This is a genomic window from Bradyrhizobium sp. BRP20, assembly GCF_020194215.1.
GTDB lineage: Bacteria > Pseudomonadota > Alphaproteobacteria > Rhizobiales > Xanthobacteraceae > Bradyrhizobium > Bradyrhizobium yuanmingense.
This window is the reverse complement of the sequence record NZ_JADYVY010000001.1, coordinates 475,931-494,441: the sequence shown is the minus strand read 5'-3', so window position 1 is coordinate 494,441 and position 18,511 is coordinate 475,931. Positions and strand designations below refer to the sequence as shown.

The following is an 18,511-nucleotide window of genomic DNA, read 5'->3' as shown; positions in this document are numbered from 1 at the left end:
CATCGCCCGGAAACTCCCAACGAAATCAGGCTGCTGCCGCAAGGTCATAGGCATCCTGGATGTCGGCGACGATCTCCGAGGCTTCCCAGACCGCGCGCGGCTCGACCGATTGCAGCGTCACCGTCCAATTGCCGCCGCGGCGGGTCCGGGGGACGCTGACGATGTCAAACCGGACGTTGCGACACAGCGGGTGGCGGGCCAGCGCATGGGCGACGCGGACGCGGATCTCGTCCAGGGTCGCAGCCGTTTTGCCGTTGAGATAATTGAAGTCCATCGCCTGTCCCTCTCGTCCTGATTGGCGGCCACAAGAGGGATTCTTGGCTGGCGATGGTTAATCCGCCGTTAAGTGGGATGGGCCGGAGGCATGCGGGATTAACCCTGCCCGATCCCCTGTGGGAGAGGCGACGACGCTACCGCCCACCCGCTTCCCGATATTCGGCGATGGTCTGCGCAACGAGATCCTCGACCGCGAGCACATCGGTGACACCCGAGGTCGAATGCCCCCCGCTCCAGATATCGCGCCAGCGCTTGGGGCGGCTGTCGCGGGCGGCGACGTCGATATCCTCAGTGATATTGATCGCGCCGCGCGCCGGCAGATTGTCGGGATCGAGCCCGGCGGCCGCGATCGATGGCCTCAGCATGCTGGTCTGCAAGCCCGTGAACGCGGTGGTGAGCAAGATGTCGTCGGCGCTGCTCTCGACCAGCATCTGCTTGTGACGCTCGTCCGCCATGCTCTCACGCGTCGCGATGAACTTCGTGCCCATATAGGCGAGATCGCAGCCGAGCACTTCGGCGGCACGCAGCGCGCGACCGTCGCTAATTCCGCCCGCGAGCACGATGATGCCGTCGTAGAATGCGCGCACCGCACGGACGAAGGCGAACGGGTTGAGCCAGCCGGTCTGGCCGCCGGCACCGGCAGTGAGCAGGACCAGCCCGTCCGCCCCCGCTTCCGCGGCGCGTTCGGCATGGCGGATCGAGGCCACGTCCGCCAGCACCAGCGCGCCGGCGTCGTGCAGCAGCTTCAAGACTGGCGCCGGCGAGCCGACCGACGTAATGACGATCTCCGGCTTGTGCCGCAGCAGCACGGCGAGATCCTGCTCCAGCCGCGCATTGGAGCGGTGGACGATCAAGTTCGGGCAAAGTGGCGCTGCCTTTCGCCCGGTTTGATCTTCATGCTGCCGCAGCCGCAGCTTGATTTCGGTCAGCCATTCATCGAGCTGTTCCGCGCCACGGCAATTCGCGGTGGGAAAGCTGCCGATCACCCCGTTGCGGCAGGCTGCAACCATGAGCTCGACGCCCGATACCAGAAACATCGGCGCCGCGATCAGCGGCAGAGCAAGACGATCGCGGAAGCGTTGCAGTCGATCTGATGGCATGCATGCCTCCCTCGCGCGGGCTTTGTGGTTTCCTCCCGCAGTCTCTGTGCTAGCGTCGTCAGCAACATTGGCACGCCATAAGCCGGTGACAAAGCAACGAGGAAACATATGCCTGATCCGCTCCACGCATCATCCCCGGCTTGTGCGCAGACGCTACGGGCGCTGTCGCGCTATCCCGACCGCATTGCTTTCGCCTGGCCCGAGGGATCGCTGAGCTATCGGGGTGCCATCGACCTGATCGGACGGATCCAGGGCGTGTTCATGCGGCTCGGCTTGGAGCCCGGCGCCCGCGTAGCCTTCCTCACCGCGAACCGCGCCGACAGCTGGTGCGCCGGCGTCGCCGCCCAATTGGCCCGCCTCTGCATCACCTGGCTCCACCCTCTGGGCTCGCTGGAGGACCAGCTGTTTCAGCTCGAGGATTCCGAAGCCGAGATGCTGGTGGTGGATGCGGCCGCCTTCCGCGACCGCGGCGGCGAGCTCGCCGCGAAGGCCGGCCGGCTCAAGGCGGTCTTCAACATGGGACCGGCCGGCTACGGCGTCGATCTGCTGGCGGCAGTCGAGAGTGCGGGGCACGCCAGCGCACAGTGCCTCGCCAGCTCCGACGATCTCGCCACACTGAACTACACCGGCGGCACCACCGGAAAATCCAAGGGCGCGCTGCGCTATCACCGCGAAAATGCCGGCGCCGCCGGCGCGATCCTGGCCGACTTCGAGATCCCCGAGGCTGCGCGCTACCTCACGGTCGCGCCGATCAGCCATGTCGCGGGCACGAAGGTGCTGCCGACCCTGATGCGCGGCGGCACCGTGCACATGCTGAAAGGCTTCGATCCCGAAGCCGTGCTGTCAACGATCGCACGCGAGCGCATCAACTTCACGCTGTTCGTTCCGACCATGATCTATGTGCTGCTCGATCAGCCCGCGCTCGGCAAGACCGACCTCTCCTCGCTCGAGCTCGTGCTCTATGGCGCCTCCGCGATGTCGCCGAGCCGACTGCTGGAGGGCATCGAACGCATCGGCCCTGTGTTCTCGCAGCTCTACGGGCAGACCGAATGCTATCCCGTCTCGGTGCTGCGCAAGGCCGACCACGATCCCCAGCGGCCGGAGCTGTTCCTGTCCTGCGGCTTCCCGATCGCGGCCTGCGAGGTCAAGATCCTCGACGACAACGACCAAGAGGTGAAGACGGGCGAGGCCGGCGAGATCTGCGTGCGCGCGCCGCATGTGATGGCGGAGTACTGGAAGCGGCCCGATATCACCGCCGACACGCTGAAGAACGGCTGGGTCCACACCGGCGACATCGCACGTCAGGACGAGCGCGGCTACATGTTCATCCTCGACCGCAAGAAGGACATGATCGTCTCAGGCGGCTTCAACATCTTCCCCCGCGAGGTCGAGGACGTCCTGTCGCAGCACGCGGACGTGGCGATGGTCGCGGTCGTCGGCATTCCCGACGAGAAATGGGGCGAAGCCGTCACCGCCATCGTCGTCCCGCGTGAAGGGACGAAGCCCGATCCGGACGAGCTGATCAACCTGGTGAAGACGCGAAAAGGCTCGGCGCACGCGCCCAAGCAGATCCAATTCGTCAAGCAATTGCCGATGACCGGGGTCGGCAAGGTCGACAAGAAGGTGCTGCGTGCGGGCTTCTGGAGCGGGCGGGACCGGATGGTGGGGTAAATACTCCGGAATTCTACGGTGTCGTTGTTGTTTCGGCACCACAGCCCGCAACGGAGTCTGCGACGGCGATGCCCGCGCAATTGCCGGCGAATCAGGGAATCAACTAGACCGCTGACGGGGCTGGGAAGCGGAGAGTGAAATGAGAGTCGCTTCCGTGGAAAGTGCAGTCGCCGCGATCACGTTGATCACGGCCATCATCGTGGTGCTGTGGGGGATCAAGATCTTCTACGGTGTGTGAACTGGCAGGATGCCCTGGTCGAACACGACCTTGCATCCCTTCCGCGGCGGCGGAAGTCTGCCGTTCAATCCCGCGATGCGCGAGATAGCTCTCACACGATCGGTGTCATCGCCCGGCTGATCGCACATAGCGCCTCTCACCGCTTCTCGATCACGAGGCTCTGCACCGCGCGGCCGAAATAGCCCTGGCGGTCGGCGAGGCGTGACATCGCAAGGCCCGCGCCGTCGGGGCCGATCCAGGAATCGCCGTCGAGCAAAATCCACTCGCCGACCGGCTGGCGCGCAAAGCTCACGGTGAGGTCGGCGTTGATGTAGGTCCAGGCGCGGAAATCGAGCGTCGAGGCGGTGCCGTTGGAGAAGTCGGCGGCGACCACGGCGCGCATCGCCTGCGAGACGGCCTCGCCTTCGATCAGCGGATGGTCGACACGAAACCAGATCGCGCCGGCGCCGGCCTGGCCGAAGCGGCCGCGCGCGGCGCGCATCGAGACCGATCGCACGAACGGGCTGGTGGCGGCATGACCGTCCTCGACCAATGAATCCTCCGGCGACGGCAACGTGACCGGAAGTTCCTCGACCTCGTCGGGCAGCGTCAGCGCCTGGCGCCTGATCTTGAGCACGGTGGCGCCGACCACCTGCACGCCGTCGGCGACCAGCTTGATCCCGCAGAGCTGGATCTTGCGGCCCTCGCGCAAGATTTCGGTGGCGATCGTGAGCGGCGCCACCGGTACCGGGCGCATCAGATCGATGGTCACGCGCGCGACATCCATCGGCACCGCCGCAGGGATGCGCTCAGCCGCCCATGTCACCAGCGATGCCGGTGCCGAGCCGTGCTGCATGCGCCGGTCCCAGGGGCCGGCTGCATCGGGGCTGGTGACGACGTCGTTGCCGTCGACGCGGTAAATGGGGGGCATGCAGCACTCGATCTGGGTGCGATCACAACGGCGGATCGATCGCTTCGTCGTATTCCTTCTTGAAGCGCGCGATCAGCTCGGCCGCCGGCACGACCTTGTCGATGCTGCCGATGCCCTGGCCGCTTCCCCAGATCTCCTTCCAGGCCTTCGGCTTGGCGCGCTCGCCGGAGGCGTCGGTGCCGAAGTTCATCTTGGAGGGATCGGACGTCGGCAGATTTTCGGGGTCCATGCCCGCCGCCAGGATCGAGGGCTTCAGATAATTGCCGTGCACGCCGGTGAAGAGATTGGAATAGACGATGTCGTCGGCGCTCGAGCCCGCGATCATCTCCTTGTACTTCTCGACCGCATTGGCCTCCTTGGTCGCGATGAAGGCCGAACCGATATAGGCGAAGTCGGCCCCGAGGATGCGCGCTGCGCGGATTGCGTTGCCGTTGCCGATCGCACCCGACAGCGCGATCGGACCGTCGAACCATTTTCGTGTCTCGGCCACGAAGGCCAGCGGCGAGATGGTGCCGGCATGGCCACCGGCGCCGGCCGCGACCAGGATCAGGCCGTCGGCGCCCTTCTCGATCGCCTTGTGCGCGAATTTCTGGTTGATCACGTCGTGGAAGACGATGCCGCCCCAGCCGTGCACGGCCTGGTTCAGCTCCTCGCGGGCGCCGAGCGAGGAGATGATCATCGGCACCTTATACTTGGCGCAGAGCTGCATGTCGTGGTCGAGCCGGTTGTTCGACTTGTGCACGATCTGGTTGACCGCGAACGGCGCCGACGGCCTGTCGGGATGAGCGCGGTCATAGGCCGCGAGCTCTTCGGTGATCCGCGCCAGCCATTCGTCCAGCAGCTCCGGCGGCCGCGCATTCAGCGCCGGAAACGAGCCGACCACACCCGCCTTGCACTGCGCGATCACGAGATCGGGCACCGAGATGATGAAGAGCGGCGAGCCGATCACGGGGATCGACAGGCGCCCCTTGAACAAGGCAGGCATGGACATTGCGGTACGATCCTCTCAGCCGGTCAAATTGAAGTTGGGAGCCATACCAACAAGGCAATCTTTCCACTGTCAAGTATTGCGTTTTGGCGCCGCAGCGGAGGCCATTGCCGCAATTCCAAGCAGCGGAATTCCTCACCCGTCATTCCGGGACGAGGCGGAGCGTCCAGCTATGATGCGCGATTGCGCATCAGAGAATCCATCGGGCGTCAGCACGCGTGGCGAAATGGATTCCGGGCTCGCGCTTCGCGCGCCCCGGAATGACAGCGACCGCCTACCCGATCAAATCCGGGTTGATCAGCCGCTCGAACGAGAACATCTCGTCCCACTTCTCCTGAGTCAGCAGCTTGCGTTCGGTCACGACGATCTGGTGCAGCGACTTGCCGGTCTTGTAGCCTTCGCGCGCGATCTCGGCGCATTGCTTGTAGCCGAGCAGCGGCTTCAGCACCGTGACGATGCCGAGCGAGTTCAGCACCATGTTGCGGGTGTGCTCCTCGTTGGCGGTGATGCCGACGACGCAATTCTCGCGCAGGCTGTTGACCGCGCGCTCCATGGTGCGGATCGAGAAGAACAGCGCGAACGAGATCACCGGCTCCATCACGTTGAGCTGGAGCTGGCCGGCGCTTGCCGCCAGCGTCACCGTGGTATCGAGGCCGATGACGAGGAAGCTGGTCTGGTTGACGACTTCGGGAATGACCGGATTGACCTTGCCGGGCATGATCGAGGAGCCCGGCTGAAGCTGCGGCAGGTTGATCTCGTTCAAGCCCGCGCGCGGACCGGAAGCGAGCAGGCGGATGTCGTTGCAGATTTTCGTCAGCTTGCTGGCCGTGCGCTTGAGAACGCCGGAGAGCTGCACATAGGCGCCGGTGTCGGAGGTCGCCTCGACGAGATCGCCAGCGAGGATGAAATCGACGCCTGTGAGCGCGCTGAGGTGCCGGACGGCGAGCTTGGGATAACCGACCGCCGCCGTGACGGAGGTGCCAATCGCGGTGGCGCCGAGATTGATCTCGCGCAGCAGCGCGCGCGCTTCCGAGATGCGGTCGACCTCCTCGCCGATCGTGGTGCCCCAGCCCCGGAATTCCGCGCCGAGCGACATCGGCACCGCGTCCTGCAGATGCGTGCGGCCCATCTTCAGCACCCGCTCGAACTCGCGTCCCTTGGCGAAGAAAGCTTCCTGGAGCTGACGCAACGCCGTCATGTAGCTCTCGAGCCGCAGGATCAGGGCCAGCCGAAAGGCGGTCGGATAGGTGTCGTTGGTGGACTGGCCGTAATTGACGTGATCGTTCGGACTGACGTGCTGGTAGTCGCCCTTGGCAAAGCCGAGCGATTCCAGCGCGAGGTTCGCGATCACCTCGTTGGCGTTCATGTTGGTCGACGTGCCGGCACCGCCCTGGATGAAATCGGTGACGAACTGATCCATCATGTCGCCCGCGATGACGCGGTCGCAGCCGAGGATGATGGCGTCCGCGACCTTGGCGTCGATCGCGCCGAGGTCGCGATTGGCCATCGCGGCGGCCTTCTTGACGTAACCGAGCGCCTTCACGAAGTAAGGCTCCTGGTTCATCGGAATGCCGGTGATGTGGAAGTTCTCCTTACCCCGGATGGTCTGGACGCCGTAATAGATGTCGTCGGCGATCTCACGCTGTCCGAGGAAGTCCTGCTCCGTGCGGCTCATGGGCGCTCCTTGGTTCTCGCGCGCCGGCCTTCAGTTCTGGCACAGCGCGCTGGTCACGAAAGTGTCGGTGCGGCAGTCGTCCGGTTTACGTTGCCGGCCCGGGATCAGGACCTTGGCCGAGCATTTTTCCGCGGAGTCGGCGTTCAGGCTCTTGCCTTCCTTGTAGCCCTTGCCCTGGCAGAGCTGGTCGGCCGCCTGCTTGCAGTCGGGCGCGCCGTTCGCAGAGACCGGGCAGATCACGCGCCCCGACACCATGGTCGAAGGCTTGGCCAGCCGCGACAGGTCGTCCATGGTTTCACTGGGGCTTTTGATCGGCGGCAGGATCGAAGGCAGCTTGTCGAACAGCTTGCCCATTTCGTTGATCAGCCCGGGATTCTCCTCGCGCGCCGGAGGCGCCGAGGGAGCGGGCGTCGATGGCGACGGGCCGGCCTGCGCTCCCTGCTGCTGAAGGCCGAGCGCCGGCGGGGCGGATTGCGGCCGGGCCGTCCCTCCGGCAGCGAGCAGCAGCAGCAGCAGCGCTGTCGACATCAGCGTCCCATGCCGTGCCGCCGGATTGCCGGATCGAACCATCATGACGACAACCGTAGCCGAAGCCGGCGCGGCGGCAAAGCGCCGCGGCTCTAGATCAGCTTGATGGCGATAACGAAGCCGAGCACCAGCACGATCGCGCCGAGCGCGACCCACAATCCGAGATGCCGCTCGATCCTGACCCGGATCCAGTCACCGTAGCGGTTGAGCAGGATCGCGACGACGAAGAAGCGTCCGCCGCGCGCGACGATCGAGCACAGGACGAACAGGAGGATGTTGTAGCCGGCAAAGCCCGAGGTGATGGTGACGAGCTTGTAGGGGATCGGCGTCAGTCCTTTGAGCAGGATGATGACCGCACCCCATTCCGCATAGGAGGCGCGGAAGGCGTCAACCTTGTCGGCGAGGCCGTAGACCTGGATCAGCCACTGGCCGACCGAGTCGAACAGCAGCGCGCCGATGGCGTAGCCGACGACGCCGCCGAGCACCGAGGTCACGGTGCAGATCGCGGCATAGAACCAGGCGCGCTGCGGCCGCGCCAGGGACATCGGAATCAGCATCACATCCGGCGGGACCGGAAAGAAGGAGCTTTCGGCGAAGGACACGATGCCCATGATCCAGAGCGCATAGGGCTTGTGGGCGGCGTCGATGCACCAGTCGTACATTCGTTTCAGCATGGCGCCGCGATGAAGCACCATGGGACGGATTTGTCCATCGCCAGTTTTTGAGCGATTTGTGACGTTTCTAGTGGCGCTTGCGCGCGGCACGGCCGTCGAGCGCGACAATAGGCCGCCGCGAGGCCATGCGCGGTGACGCGACTTTGGGCAATTTCGGCGGCGACTTCGGCAGTTTCTCGGCAATTCCGAGCATGTCCTCCCGCCGCGTCATTTCCCGCCAGACGTCCTCGGGGCGCACTCCGGCCGAAGCCCACAGCACGGTGAGATTGTAGAGCAGGTCGGCGCTTTCCCGGATCACGGCCTCGCTATCGCCATTGACCGCATCGATGACGACTTCGATGGCCTCTTCGGCGAGCTTCTTTGCCATTTTTGAGGGCCCACGCTGAAACAGCCGGGCCGTGCGCGATGTTGCCGGATCAAGGTCTCTGGCCGCGAGCACAGCCAGATATAGCCGCTCAAGCGAATCACTCATGGTACGCAAAACTACTCGAAACAAATGGCCGGCGTGTTAACACGCGGCAATGTAAGCAAAAAACAGGCCGCCGCGGCAAGCGCGACGGCCTGTTCGTCGATCAGAATGGCCGATCCGTCAATAGCAGCTGTAGCCGGAATAGCCGTGGGCGCAGGGGTTCTTGTAGCCGCCATAGGTGTAGCGGCGGCCCGAGTCGTAGTAATAGGGACCATAGCCGGGGCCGCTGTAATAGACCGGGCCGCCCTCGTAATAGTAACCCGGACCCGGATCATAGGCGTAGGCATTGCGGCTGGCTGCGATCGCGAGGCCGGTCGCGGCGAGGCCGAACATCGCGGCAGCAGCGGCGCCGCCGCCACCGCCATGCCAATGACGACCGCCAGCGTAAGAGGCGGTGGGTGCAGCGGCAGTCAGGGCCACCACGGCGGCCGTGGCCAGAACGGCCTTGCGGCCGACGAACTTCGAAAGGCTGTCAAACATGATCTGGACCCTCCTTGGGACCTCGATTTGTGCCTGACGACAGGCTGATGTCTGTCAAACACTCACCACCTAAGTAGGTTCCCCAATCCCAACACAAGCTGAACGGGGTTGCGTAACGATGCCGCAAGCCCGCTCATCCGCCGTTCATGTTCGCGCGCGCACGTTCGTCGCGGGCCGGCGCTTGCCAAGCGTCACGAAACCATAACAATGCGGGGCCGGCGCGACCGATGTCCGGATTCAAGACGATCGCCCTTCAGTGCCTGCTGGCCCTTGCAATCTCGTTCGCCGCATCGACCGTGCGCGAAGCAATTGCGGCCGAGAGCGGCACTCCCTCGACCGCCATCCGTTTCACCTTCGACCGTCCTATCGATGCGAGCATGGCGCCATTCTTCCTTGCGGCGAAGGACGGCAGGTTCGGCGCCGAGCATCTCAACGTGTCCTTCAACAGCGCGAGCGGATCGCCGGAGGCGCTCGCACGGCTCGCCAAAGGCGACAGCGAGCTCGCGCTCGTCGACATCAACGAGCTGATACGCTTTCGTGACAAGGACGACGCGGCGCCGGTCAAGGCCGTGTTCGTGCTGTTCGACCGCGCGCCTTACGCGATCGTCGCGCGCAAAAGCCGCGGCATCCGTCTCCTGCCCGACCTCGACGGCAAGACCGTCGGCGTTGCCGACGGCGATCTGTCGATGCGGCTGTGGCCGGCGCTGGCGCAGCAGAACGGCATCAAGGCATCGCACGTCAAATTCCACAAGATCAGTGCCGCGGTGCGCGAGCCGATCCTGTCCGCAGGACAGGTCGATGCCGTCGCCGGGTTCAGCTATCTCTCGGCGGTGAACCTGCGCGATCGCGGCGTACCCGAAGCCGATCTCGTCGTGCTGCGCTATGCGGACTACGGCTGTGAGGCCTACGGCTTTGCCGTGGTCGCCAACACCGCCTTCGCCGCAGCGAAGCCGGATGCCGTGAAAGGCTTCGTCCGCGCCTTGATTGCGGGCATCACCGCGACGGCCAGGGAGCCGGCGCGTGCGGCGGAGGAGGCCGCGAGCCGCATCGACGACGGCGACCGCAATTTGGAGCTGAAGCGCCTGCACGCGGTCCTTGCCGACAATATCCTGACCGACGAGGTCAAGCGCAACGGCCTCGGCGGCGTCGAGCCGGCGCGCCTGGAACGTTCGATCGATCAGATCGCGCGGGACTTCAAATTCCGCAAACGGCCGACGGCTCGCGACGTCTTCGACGGCCAGTTCCTGCCGCCGCTGGCAGAGCGGCTGATCAACTGAGCAAAACTGAAAGCTTGCGCTGTATCTCGCGGCGGTCCCTGCTTAGAATGTGAGCTCCGTCGTCACCGAGTCCCCCGCCCGCATGTCCATTCTCCGACTCTACACCCGCGTTCTCGAGTTGCTCGGCAAGGAGGCGCGGCTGGGCTGGCTGCTCGCGGTCGCCAACCTCCTGCTGGCGGGATCCCAGTTCGCCGAGCCCGTGCTGTTCGGCCGGATCGTCGACGTGCTCTCGGGCAAGACCGTGGCCGGCTCGAGCTCGGCCTGGCCGTTCCTGGTCGCCTGGGTCGCGTTCGGACTGTTCACCATCGTCTGCAGCGCGCTGGTGGCCTTGCAGGCCGACCGGCTCTCGCATCGTCAGCGCCAGGCGGTGCTGACCGACTATTTCGAGCACATCCTGCAGCTGCCCTTGACCTTCCACTCCGGCACCCATTCCGGCCGGCTGATGAAGGTCATGCTCAACGGCACGGACGCGCTGTGGCGGCTGTGGCTCGGCTTTTTCCGCGAGCATTTTGCCGCGATCCTTTCGGTCCTGGTGCTGCTGCCGTTGTCGCTCTACCTGAACTGGCGGCTGGCGATCCTCCTGTTCGTGCTCTGCATCGTTTTCACGGCGCTGACCACCTTCGTGGTGCGCAGGACCTTCGGCATGCAGATGGCGGTCGAGGAGCACTACAGCGAGCTCTCCGCGCGCGCGTCTGATGCGCTCGGCAACGTCGCGCTGGTGCAGAGCTTCGTGCGCGTCGAATCCGAGGTCAAGGGGCTGCGCTCGGTCGCCGACGAGCTGCTGGCCGCGCAGATGCCGGTGTTGTCGTGGTGGGCGCTGGTCACGGTGATCACGCGCGCCTCCACCACCATCACGGTGCTCGCGATCTTCACCCTCGGCATCGCGTTGCACGACCAGGGCCTGACCTCGGTCGGCGAGATCGTGATGTTCGTGAGCTTCGCGACGCTGCTGATCCAGAAGCTCGAGCAGGTGGTCAGCTTCATCAACAACGTGTTCATGGAAGCTCCGCGGCTGCGCGAGTTCTTCAATGTGCTCGACGCCGTGCCCGCGGTGCACGACCGGCCCGACGCAATCGATGCCGGCAGGCTGTCGGGCCTCGTCGAGTTCCACGACGTCACGTTCTCCTATGACGGCAAGCGGCCGGCGATCGAGGACCTCACCTTCACCGCGCTGCCGGGCCAGACCATTGCGCTGGTCGGCCCGACCGGAGCCGGCAAGTCCACCGCGATTGCGCTCCTGCACCGGGCCTTCGATCCGCAATCCGGCGTCATCAAGATCGACGGCATGGACGTGCGCGGCGTCACGTTGACCTCGCTGCGGCGGAACATCGGTGTCGTGTTCCAGGAAGCGCTGCTGTTCAACCGCTCGATCGCGGAGAACTTGCGCGTCGGCAAGCCGGATGCGACTGAGGCCGAGATGCGCAAGGCGGCGGAGCGCGCGCAGGCGCTCGAATTCATCGAGCGCAGCGGCGGCTTCGAGACCAATGCCGGCGAGCGCGGCCGCATGCTCTCCGGCGGCGAACGGCAGCGGCTCTCGATCGCCCGCGCCCTGCTCAAGGACCCGCCGATCCTGATCCTGGACGAGGCGACCTCCGCGCTCGACGCAGTCACCGAGGTCAAGGTGAACGCCGCTCTCGACGAAGTGATGAGGGGCCGCACCACCTTCGTGATCGCCCATCGCCTCTCCACCATCCGAAACGCCACGCGGATCCTGGTGTTCGAGAATGGACGGGTGATCGAAACCGGAACTTTCGATGAACTCGTGGCCAAAGGCGGCCATTTTGCCGAGATGGCCAAGGCCCAGTTCATGGTGCAGGAGAACGCACGGGCCAGCGTGACGGCCGCCGAGGCTGCCGCGACAGCTGCCAAATCCCCCTAGCAAGTCCCGAGAGGACCGTCGAAATTCGGCCTACTTCGTTGCGGAATACCGCGCCGATCCCCCTATTCTCGACGCACCAGCCGGTATAGGTTTGCGACGCCGCAAGCGGCGGCGCTGGATTTCAGAACCGACAATCAGATCACGAGAACCGGCCGTATCAGGCGGATCTCCAAGGACCGGAATCGGATAGTGCACGCCCTTCGCCCGCTGCTTCGCAAATCCCTGTTCAACCTGTTCGCTGCGACGCTCGCCTGTGCCGCGACGCTCGCGCCGCGCACGGCGAGCGCCGAAGCGCTCCTGCTGATCGAGGCCGACAGCGGCAAGGTGCTGCAGGCCGAAAACGCGACCCTTCCCTGGTACCCGGCCTCCGTCACCAAGATCATGACCGCCTATGTGACGCTGAAGGCGGTCAAGGACGGCAGGCTGACGCTCGACACGCTGCTCACGGTGTCGCCGACCGCGGCCTCGCAATCGCCATCGAAGATGGGGTTCCGCCCGGGAACCCAAGTCACCGTCGACAACGCGCTGAAGATGATGATGGTCAAGTCGGCGAACGACATGGCCGTGGTGCTCGCCGAAGGCGTCAGCGGCTCGGTCGACGGCTTCTCCGCGGTGATGAACGACACCGCGAGGAAGCTCGGCATGGCGCAGACGAGCTATGTCAATCCAAACGGCCTGCCCGCCGAAGGCCAGATCACCTCTGCGCGCGACCTCGGCATCTTGGCGCGGTCTTTCCTGCGCGACCTGCCGGAATACGAGTACTACATGCATATCCCGGCGATCCGCTTCGGCAAGCGCGTCACCGGCAATTTCAACAAGCTGATCGGCCGCTATCCCGGCGCCGACGGGTTCAAGACCGGCTTCATCTGCGCCTCCGGCTACAACCTCGTCGCCTCGGCCACGCGCAACGGCCGCCGGCTGATCGCGGTGGTGCTCGGTGCAAACTCCGGCACGGCACGCGCGGTGAAGGCGGCGCAGCTGCTGGAGCGTGGCTTCGCTCCGGACAACCTCACCTGGCTGCGCCCCTCGCTCGGCACGGTCGACAATCTCGTGCCGGTCGATGCCACGCCGCCGAACCTGCGCGACGAGATGTGCGGACCCAACCGCAAGCGGCCGGCCAGCGACGACGACGATGCGCTGATTGCGGCCAGTGGCGGCGCGACCGGATCGGGCTCCGCCACCGGCGGCGCGGCCCAGTTCACCTTCTTCACCGCGGGCCTGCAGCCGCCGCTGATGAAAGCTTCCGAGCTGATGGCCTCGGCTGCGGCGCCGACCGAGCCCGTGCCGGTCTATACCGGCCCGACCCGCACCGGCACCGCCCTGATTGCCGCTGTGGCAGCCGATGCCGACCAGCAGGCCGCGTCCAGGCCGCGCGCCAAGAAGCCGCGCGTCGCCAAGAAGCCAGACGCCGCCGACAAGCCGGCCGATAAGCCCAAGGACACCAAGACCGCGGCGGCCAAGCCGGATGCCAAGCCGACTGACGGCAAGGCGGCCAAGCCGGCCACGCCCCAACCGGCCGCAACCAAGCCGGCTGGCGCCAAGCATGCCGCGACCAAGCCGGATGCCGTGGCGAAGCCCGCCGAGAAGCCTTCGGCCGGCGGCGATCAGGCGGCGAAGCCCGCCAAGCCCAAGGCAGCGACGACCCCCGCCGCGACGAAGCCTCCCGCCGCGGCCAAGCCGGCCAACAACAGTTAACGCCGCTCGGCACTAAACCGCAGCCCCGCTTCGCACCTGCGGCAGCACCGTTTTGCGACGATTCCAGTAGCGACGGCCCGACCTTTGCCCTAAGCCACGACGGCTTGCCACCCGTTCCGGCAAGCTGGATACTGGCGACAACGAGGCAAGCCCGAGAACAACGGGCCCTGGTCAATGAGGGGAGTCTTCCATGGAGCGCATCTGGCTCAAGCAATATCCGCCCGGCGTGCCTGCCGATATCGAGCCGACGCAATACGCATCGCTGGTCGACCTGCTGGAGGAGAGCTTCACCAAGTTCGCCGACCGCAAGGCATTCATCTGCATGGACAAGTCGATCAGCTATCGCGACCTCGACCAGATGTCGGTCGCGCTTGCCGCTTACTTGCAGGGCCGCGGGCTGCAGCGCGGCGCGCGGATCGCCATCATGATGCCGAACGTGCTGCAATACCCGGTCGCGACGGCCGCCGTGCTGCGCGCCGGTTTCGCGGTGGTCAACGTCAACCCGCTCTATACGCCGCGCGAGCTCGAGCACCAGCTGAAGGATTCGGGCGCCGAAGCGATCATCGTGCTGGAGAACTTCGCCCACACCGTCGAGCAGGTGATCGCGAAGACGCAGGTGAAGCACGTCATCGTCGCCAGCATGGGCGACCTGCTCGGCTTCAAGGGCGTGATCGTCAACCTCGTCGTCCGCCGGGTCAAAAAGATGGTACCGGCTTGGTCGTTGCCGGGCTCGGTCTCCTTCAACGACGCGCTGTCCGCCGGCCGCGGCATGACGTTCAACAAGCCGAAGCTGTCGCCCGGTGACGTCGCCTTCCTGCAATATACCGGCGGCACCACCGGCGTCTCCAAGGGCGCCACGTTGCTTCATCGCAACATCGTCGCCAACGTCTTGCAGAACGATGCCTGGCTGCAGCCGGCGCTCGCTTCGCCGCCGCATGTCGAGCAGCTCATGATCGTCTGCGCGCTGCCGCTCTATCACATCTTCGCGCTGACGGCCTGTTATCTGCTGGCTGTGCGCGCCGGCGGCTGCAACCTGCTGATCCCGAACCCGCGCGACATCCCCGGCTTTATCAAGGAGCTGGCGAAATACCAGGTCAACACCTTCCCGGCCGTGAACACGCTCTACAACGCCTTGATGAACCATCCCGACTTCAAGAAGCTCGACTTCTCCAAGCTGAAGATCTCGAACGGCGGCGGCATGGCGGTGCAGCGCCCCGTTGCCGAGCAATGGAAGAACATCACGGGCTGCAGCATCGCCGAGGGCTACGGCCTGTCGGAGACGTCGCCTGTCCTGACCTGCAATCCGCCGACTGCGACCGAGTTCGCCGGCTCGATCGGCATCCCCGTGCCGTCGACTTACATCTCGATCCGGGACGACGAGGGCAACGAGGTCCCGCTCGGCCAGGCGGGCGAGATCTGCGCCAAGGGCCCGCAGGTGATGTCGGGCTACTGGAACAGGCCGGAAGAGACCGCCAAGGTGATGACCGCGGACGGCTATTTCCGCACCGGCGACATCGGCGTGATGGACGAGAAGGGCTATATCAAGATCGTCGACCGCAAGAAGGACATGATCCTGGTCTCCGGCTTCAACGTCTATCCGAACGAGGTCGAGGAAGTCATCGCGAGCCATCCAGGCGTGCTCGAATGCGCCGTGATCGGCATCCCCGATTCCAAGTCGGGCGAAGCGGTGAAGGCCTTCGTGGTGAAGAAGGATCCGAACCTCACGGCGGATGCCGTGATCAAGTTCTGTCACGACCAGCTCACCGGCTACAAGGTGCCCAAGCACGTCGAATTCCGCAATGACCTGCCGAAGACCAATGTCGGCAAGATCCTGCGTCGGCAGCTGCGCGACGAGAAGAAGGCGGAGGCGGCGTAAGGCGCGCCTCCATTCATGGCTGACGCCCGCGACATCACGCCATCAGGCGTTCTCGCCTTCTGGCGAGAGGCCGGGCGCCAACGCTGGTACGAGCGCAGCGATGATTTCGATGCGGAGATACGACGCCGCTTTCTCTCGCTGTGGCAGAAGGCAGCCGCCGGCGAGCTTGCCTCATGGGAGACAAGCGACGACGGCGTGCTGGCACTCGTCATCGTGCTCGACCAGTTTCCCCGCAACATGTTTCGCGGCACGCCGCAGGCCTTTGCCAGCGACGCACAGGCGCGCGACGTCGCCCGCCGCGCCATCGCGCGCGGCGTCGATCGCAGGGTCGATCCCCTCCTGCTGGAATTCCTCTATTTGCCCTTCATGCATTCCGAGCACCTGGCCGACCAGTTGCATTGCGTCGCGCTGTTTCGAAACACCGACAATACCGAAAGCCTGAAATACGCGCGCGACCACGCCGATATCATCGCGCGGTTCGGCCGCTTTCCCCACCGCAACCGTCTCCTCGGCCGCGACACCACCGAGGAGGAGCAGGCCTTCCTCGACGGCGGCGGTTTTGCCGGCTGATGACATCACGGTGAACGGCCGCCATCCTCGCCGCTTCCGCCACTGGCAATATTGTGCAGGCCCGCCGCCCGGTCTAAAAAGCGGGACCGATTTTCAGGGAGACTGACGATGGCGATCCAGATTGGCGACAAGCTGCCCGAGGCGAAATTCCGCGTGATGACGGCGGAAGGCCCGCAAGTGAAGACCACCGACGACATCTTCAAGGGCAAGAAGGTGGCGCTGTTCGCGGTCCCCGGCGCCTATACCGGCACCTGCCACAAGATGCATCTGCCGAGCATCTTCCTCAACGCCTATGCCATGAAGGACAAGGGTGTCGACACCATCGCCATCGTCTCCGTCAACGACGCCTTCGTCATGAACGCCTGGAAGCGCGACACCGACCAGCGCGACGAGGCCGTCTTCCTCGCCGACGGCAATGCCGACTTCACCAAGGCGATCGGCATGGAGCTGGACGCCTCCGCCAACGGCCTCGGCATCCGCTCCAAGCGCTATTCGATGCTGATCGAGGACGGCGTGGTCAAGAAGCTGAACCTCGAGGCGATGCCCGGCAAGGTCGAGGTCTCCGGCGGCGATACGCTGCTCGGGCAGCTGTGAGGCGCCACCGGTCTTAGCCACACATGACGCTGTCATGCCCCGCGAAGGCGGGGCATCCAGTACGCCGAGGCTTCTCGGTTGAATCAGAAACGTATCGGAGTACTGGATCGCCAGGTCAAGCCGGGCGATGACAGTGGTGAATGAGGCGACGATGGCGCCCCCTACTCCCTCACCCGCTGCTGCAACCGCGCCATGACGATGCCGTCGCGCGCCAGCTGGTCGGCGCGCTCGTTCTCGGGGTGGCCGGCGTGGCCCTTGACCCAGTGCCAGCGGACCTCGTGCTGCTTCAGCGCTGCGTCGAGGCGCTGCCATAGCTCGACATTCTTCACCGGCTTCTTGTCGGCGGTGCGCCAGCCGTTGCGCTTCCAGCCGAAGATCCAGCCGGTGATGCCCTGCCGGACATACTGGCTGTCGGTGTAGAGGTCGACCGTGCACGGCCGCTTCAGCGCTTCGAGCGCCGAAATCGCCGCCATCAATTCCATCTGGTTGTTGGTGGTGTGCGGCTGGCCGCCGTTCAGCTCTTTCTCCTTGTCGCCGAACTTCAGGATCGCGCCCCAGCCGCCCGGCCCGGGATTTCCGGAGCAGGCGCCGTCGGTATAGATCGTGACATTGGGTAGCTCGCTCACGCCACCAGCCCCGACGGCATCAGCCCATAATCGCGCACGCTCGTCACGCTCTGATGGAAGCGCAGCTTGCGGACATACTCGAGCGGATCCTTCGGCTTGACCAGCGCGCCTGCGGGCACGTTGAGCCAGTCGACCAGCCGCGTCAGCAGGAAGCGGATCGCCGCGCCCCGCGCCAGCAGCGGCAGCGCGGCCTCTTCGGCTTCGCTCAGCTTGCGCACCCGGCCATAGGCGTTGAGGAAGGCACGCGCCTTGGTGACGTTGAAGGAATGATCCGGCTCGAAGCACCAGGCGTTGAGGCAGATCGCGACGTCATAGGCCAGCATGTCGTTGCAGGCGAAGGTGAAGTCGATGATCCCCGAGAGCTTGTCGCCGAGGAAAAAGACGTTGTCGTTGAAAAGGTCGGCGTGGATCACGCCTTCGGGCAGGTTGCTCGGCCAGACGCCGCTCGAGAGATAATCAAGTTCGGCGGCAAGAAATTCGCGCAGACCGGGCTGCACCTCGTCGGCGCGGCTTGAAGCTGCGTCGAACAGCGGCCGCCAGCCGGAAACCGAGAGCGCATTGGTGCGCTTGATCGCAAAATTCGCGCCTGCCAGATGCATCTTCGCCAGCCCCTCGCCGACCCCGGCGCAATGGGTCGCGTTCGGCTTGCGCGGCCAGACGCCTTCGAGGAAGGTGATGATCGCTGCGGGCCGGCCTGCCAGCTCGCGCAGCGCCTCGCCGTCTCTTGCCTTCACAGGCAGCGGACAATTGACGCCGTGCTCGGCCAGATGCGTCATCAGCGCGAGAAAGAACGGCAGATCGTTCCTTGCCACGCGCTTTTCGTACAGCGTGAGGATGAACGAGCCTTTGCTTGTGTGCAGCAGGAAGTTGGAATTTTCGACGCCCTCGGCGATGCCCTTGTAGGAGAGCAATTCGCCGAGATCGTATTGCTTCAGGAAATCCGCAAGCTCGTCGGCGGCGACGTCGGTGTAGACCGCCATCAAGG

General features: G+C 65.1%; 18 protein-coding genes. 7 read left to right on the top strand and 11 right to left on the bottom strand.

All coding sequences use genetic code 11. The annotated features are described in order from the left end of the window. Window positions 1–25: 25 nt before the first annotated feature. The gene (locus tag I6F33_RS02385; RefSeq protein WP_036021252.1) at window positions 26–274 is read right to left on the bottom strand and encodes a hypothetical protein; all 249 of its coding nucleotides are present in this window, start codon (window positions 272–274) and stop codon (window positions 26–28) included. A gap of 136 nt (window positions 275–410) precedes the next feature. Further along, window positions 411–1,376: a nitronate monooxygenase family protein gene (locus I6F33_RS02380; RefSeq protein ID WP_225135449.1), complete on the bottom strand. Its 966-nt coding sequence runs from the start codon at window positions 1,374–1,376 to the stop codon at window positions 411–413. A 108-nt stretch (window positions 1,377–1,484) separates the two neighbouring features. Here I6F33_RS02380 and I6F33_RS02375 point away from each other — a divergent pair, with 108 nt between their 5' ends. After that, window positions 1,485–3,047 (top strand): AMP-binding protein, encoded by a 1,563-nt coding sequence (locus tag I6F33_RS02375; protein ID WP_225140949.1) that lies wholly within the window; start codon window positions 1,485–1,487, stop codon window positions 3,045–3,047. A 374-nt stretch (window positions 3,048–3,421) separates the two neighbouring features. On the opposite strand, the gene I6F33_RS02370 is transcribed toward I6F33_RS02375, so the two are convergent. From I6F33_RS02370 to I6F33_RS02340, 7 genes are all read right to left on the bottom strand, one after another. Beyond that, the gene (locus I6F33_RS02370) at window positions 3,422–4,195 is read right to left on the bottom strand and encodes a thioesterase family protein (protein ID WP_225126522.1); all 774 of its coding nucleotides are present in this window, start codon (window positions 4,193–4,195) and stop codon (window positions 3,422–3,424) included. A gap of 22 nt (window positions 4,196–4,217) precedes the next feature. Further along, the gene (locus I6F33_RS02365) at window positions 4,218–5,186 is read right to left on the bottom strand and encodes a nitronate monooxygenase family protein (protein ID WP_225140946.1); all 969 of its coding nucleotides are present in this window, start codon (window positions 5,184–5,186) and stop codon (window positions 4,218–4,220) included. Window positions 5,187–5,457: 271 nt separating this feature from the next. Then, window positions 5,458–6,858, bottom strand: a complete 1,401-nt coding sequence (locus I6F33_RS02360) for an aspartate ammonia-lyase (protein WP_035997546.1) — start codon at window positions 6,856–6,858, stop codon at window positions 5,458–5,460. Between the two features lie 30 nt (window positions 6,859–6,888). After that, window positions 6,889–7,431 carry a hypothetical protein gene (locus I6F33_RS02355; RefSeq protein WP_036021240.1) on the bottom strand — a complete coding sequence of 181 codons (543 nt, stop codon included), beginning with the start codon at window positions 7,429–7,431 and terminating at the stop codon, window positions 6,889–6,891. A 47-nt stretch (window positions 7,432–7,478) separates the two neighbouring features. Further along, window positions 7,479–8,081, bottom strand: coding sequence for a YqaA family protein (locus tag I6F33_RS02350; RefSeq protein ID WP_081492862.1), 603 nt, complete (start codon window positions 8,079–8,081; stop codon window positions 7,479–7,481). A gap of 46 nt (window positions 8,082–8,127) precedes the next feature. Beyond that, window positions 8,128–8,532, bottom strand: coding sequence for a phosphoribosyl-ATP diphosphatase (hisE, locus tag I6F33_RS02345; RefSeq protein WP_036036484.1), 405 nt, complete (start codon window positions 8,530–8,532; stop codon window positions 8,128–8,130). A 117-nt stretch (window positions 8,533–8,649) separates the two neighbouring features. Next, entirely contained in the window at window positions 8,650–9,009 is a 360-nt protein-coding gene (locus tag I6F33_RS02340; protein WP_225126523.1) for a hypothetical protein, read from the bottom strand. A 227-nt stretch (window positions 9,010–9,236) separates the two neighbouring features. Between I6F33_RS02340 and I6F33_RS02335 the strand changes: the two genes are divergently transcribed. The 6 genes from I6F33_RS02335 (at window position 9,237) to I6F33_RS02310 (ending at window position 16,900) form a co-directional block, all read left to right on the top strand. Next, window positions 9,237–10,286 carry an ABC transporter substrate-binding protein gene (locus I6F33_RS02335; RefSeq protein ID WP_225140944.1) on the top strand — a complete coding sequence of 350 codons (1,050 nt, stop codon included), beginning with the start codon at window positions 9,237–9,239 and terminating at the stop codon, window positions 10,284–10,286. Window positions 10,287–10,368: 82 nt separating this feature from the next. Further along, a complete protein-coding gene (locus tag I6F33_RS02330) occupies window positions 10,369–12,165 on the top strand; it encodes a glucan ABC transporter ATP-binding protein/ permease (RefSeq protein WP_225140942.1) in 1,797 nt (598 codons plus the stop codon). Between the two features lie 189 nt (window positions 12,166–12,354). Next, complete coding sequence (locus tag I6F33_RS02325; RefSeq protein ID WP_225140940.1) at window positions 12,355–13,860, top strand: D-alanyl-D-alanine carboxypeptidase family protein; 1,506 nt, start codon at window positions 12,355–12,357, stop codon at window positions 13,858–13,860. Window positions 13,861–14,050: 190 nt separating this feature from the next. After that, window positions 14,051–15,736, top strand: coding sequence for a long-chain fatty acid--CoA ligase (locus tag I6F33_RS02320; protein WP_036021219.1), 1,686 nt, complete (start codon window positions 14,051–14,053; stop codon window positions 15,734–15,736). A gap of 15 nt (window positions 15,737–15,751) precedes the next feature. Continuing rightward, a complete protein-coding gene (locus tag I6F33_RS02315; protein ID WP_036021216.1) occupies window positions 15,752–16,306 on the top strand; it encodes a DUF924 family protein in 555 nt (184 codons plus the stop codon). A gap of 108 nt (window positions 16,307–16,414) precedes the next feature. Next, window positions 16,415–16,900 (top strand): peroxiredoxin, encoded by a 486-nt coding sequence (locus tag I6F33_RS02310; RefSeq protein WP_028180275.1) that lies wholly within the window; start codon window positions 16,415–16,417, stop codon window positions 16,898–16,900. A 161-nt stretch (window positions 16,901–17,061) separates the two neighbouring features. On the opposite strand, the gene rnhA is transcribed toward I6F33_RS02310, so the two are convergent. Together rnhA and I6F33_RS02300 are read right to left on the bottom strand one after the other, a co-directional pair. Then, window positions 17,062–17,526 carry a ribonuclease HI gene (rnhA, locus tag I6F33_RS02305; protein WP_035997507.1) on the bottom strand — a complete coding sequence of 155 codons (465 nt, stop codon included), beginning with the start codon at window positions 17,524–17,526 and terminating at the stop codon, window positions 17,062–17,064. Next, complete coding sequence (locus I6F33_RS02300) at window positions 17,523–18,506, bottom strand: homoserine kinase (RefSeq protein ID WP_225140937.1); 984 nt, start codon at window positions 18,504–18,506, stop codon at window positions 17,523–17,525. The genes rnhA and I6F33_RS02300 overlap by 4 nt, the downstream gene beginning before the upstream one ends. Between the last annotated feature and the right edge of the window lie 5 nt (window positions 18,507–18,511).

Bases quoted from the DNA above. Each gene is read 5' to 3' on its own strand.
- I6F33_RS02350 (WP_081492862.1), bottom strand. From the start codon at position 8,081: ATGGTGCTTCATCGCGGCGCCATGCTGAAACGAATGTACGACTGGTGC.
- I6F33_RS02330 (WP_225140942.1), top strand. From the start codon at position 10,369: ATGTCCATTCTCCGACTCTACACCCGCGTTCTCGAGTTGCTCGGCAAG.
- I6F33_RS02370 (WP_225126522.1), bottom strand. From the start codon at position 4,195: ATGCCCCCCATTTACCGCGTCGACGGCAACGACGTCGTCACCAGCCCC.
- I6F33_RS02300 (WP_225140937.1), bottom strand. From the start codon at position 18,506: ATGGCGGTCTACACCGACGTCGCCGCCGACGAGCTTGCGGATTTCCTG.
- I6F33_RS02385 (WP_036021252.1), bottom strand. From the start codon at position 274: ATGGACTTCAATTATCTCAACGGCAAAACGGCTGCGACCCTGGACGAG.
- I6F33_RS02375 (WP_225140949.1), top strand. From the start codon at position 1,485: ATGCCTGATCCGCTCCACGCATCATCCCCGGCTTGTGCGCAGACGCTA.
- I6F33_RS02380 (WP_225135449.1), bottom strand. From the start codon at position 1,376: ATGCCATCAGATCGACTGCAACGCTTCCGCGATCGTCTTGCTCTGCCG.
- I6F33_RS02340 (WP_225126523.1), bottom strand. From the start codon at position 9,009: ATGTTTGACAGCCTTTCGAAGTTCGTCGGCCGCAAGGCCGTTCTGGCC.
- I6F33_RS02310 (WP_028180275.1), top strand. From the start codon at position 16,415: ATGGCGATCCAGATTGGCGACAAGCTGCCCGAGGCGAAATTCCGCGTG.
- hisE (WP_036036484.1), bottom strand. From the start codon at position 8,532: ATGAGTGATTCGCTTGAGCGGCTATATCTGGCTGTGCTCGCGGCCAGA.
- I6F33_RS02365 (WP_225140946.1), bottom strand. From the start codon at position 5,186: ATGTCCATGCCTGCCTTGTTCAAGGGGCGCCTGTCGATCCCCGTGATC.
- I6F33_RS02335 (WP_225140944.1), top strand. From the start codon at position 9,237: ATGTCCGGATTCAAGACGATCGCCCTTCAGTGCCTGCTGGCCCTTGCA.
- I6F33_RS02360 (WP_035997546.1), bottom strand. From the start codon at position 6,858: ATGAGCCGCACGGAGCAGGACTTCCTCGGACAGCGTGAGATCGCCGAC.
- I6F33_RS02320 (WP_036021219.1), top strand. From the start codon at position 14,051: ATGGAGCGCATCTGGCTCAAGCAATATCCGCCCGGCGTGCCTGCCGAT.
- I6F33_RS02355 (WP_036021240.1), bottom strand. From the start codon at position 7,431: ATGATGGTTCGATCCGGCAATCCGGCGGCACGGCATGGGACGCTGATG.
- I6F33_RS02315 (WP_036021216.1), top strand. From the start codon at position 15,752: ATGGCTGACGCCCGCGACATCACGCCATCAGGCGTTCTCGCCTTCTGG.